At 34.6% G+C, this 995-nt stretch carries 1 pseudogene; it reads right to left on the bottom strand.

Annotated elements, in window-relative coordinates:
* Window positions 1-444: 444 nt before the first annotated feature.
* Window positions 445-995, bottom strand: a pseudogene (locus BHECKSOX2_RS00765) (hypothetical protein); the annotation flags it as partial.

Genomic DNA, 995 nt, shown 5'->3' with positions numbered 1-995 from the left:
TGACATTGTCCATTAGGTCATATTCATATTCTAGGTTACGGATTTCATCAGGCTGGTTGGATGGATTGTTTAATAAATTGCACACTGACCCTAATTATTTCCTCATAATTTTTTACTCCGAATTGTTGGGTTAAGTTTAACTCGTTCGAAATAAAAAATCTTAATTTGTTGTCTTAAATTGTTGGGGTTTTATAACTTAAAACAAACAACAAAAAGAAGCACACCAAAAAAATTGATATGTATCGTAAAAATTTTATACGATGATAATTACCTTTTTTTGTAAACAGATCTGGTAAAAATATTAAGATAGATGCCAGTAAATGAGCTTTTAATTTTTTCTCTAATTTAATTTCTAGAAACATAAAACATGCATGCCAAAAAAACAAGATTGCTGAAAACGATGTTGTTACAATTAAAATAAAAAACAATGTTGTATAAATCATATTAATTTCCACAACCCCAATTTCTGATAGAACAGTTTCCATTCATAGTTGCAGCAGCGCTTGCATTGTAACCATAGCCTAAACTAAAACCAAAGCCATCAATATTACCGTTATTGCCAGTAGTTATTGACCCACCTATATTCCCATAATGAACATTCATTTCTCCACCTGTACCTTTGATGTCAGAAACAGATCCAGTCTGCCAAGCAAAATCAGTAGATATCTTACCAATGCCGATACCCTCCCCCCCTAATGCAGTTTTTCCATACACACCAAAATCAAATTTACCACCACTAAATCCTGGATATGATAAAGCAAAACCAACACCAAAACCTTGTGCAATCACATTCAACCCTAGTGCTTTTTGTATCCAAACGGGCGCCTTATATGAAATACCTAGTGTTAAAGTATCATTAAACATCCTACTAAACGCCGCACTCATCCCACCATTAGCAAATTTACCACCACCTAACTCAGCGGCAACGCCACCAACCACATAAGAGGCGACAACATTTTGTACTCTTTGCGTCCATGTGTTGGCTTGATTACTAA

This window comes from thiotrophic endosymbiont of Bathymodiolus puteoserpentis (Logatchev) (genome assembly GCF_900127505.1).
In the GTDB taxonomy this organism is placed as follows: Bacteria; Pseudomonadota; Gammaproteobacteria; order PS1; family Pseudothioglobaceae; genus Thiodubiliella.
The sequence above is the reverse complement of the archived record's forward strand: the minus strand, read 5'-3'. Positions and strand labels throughout refer to the sequence as shown.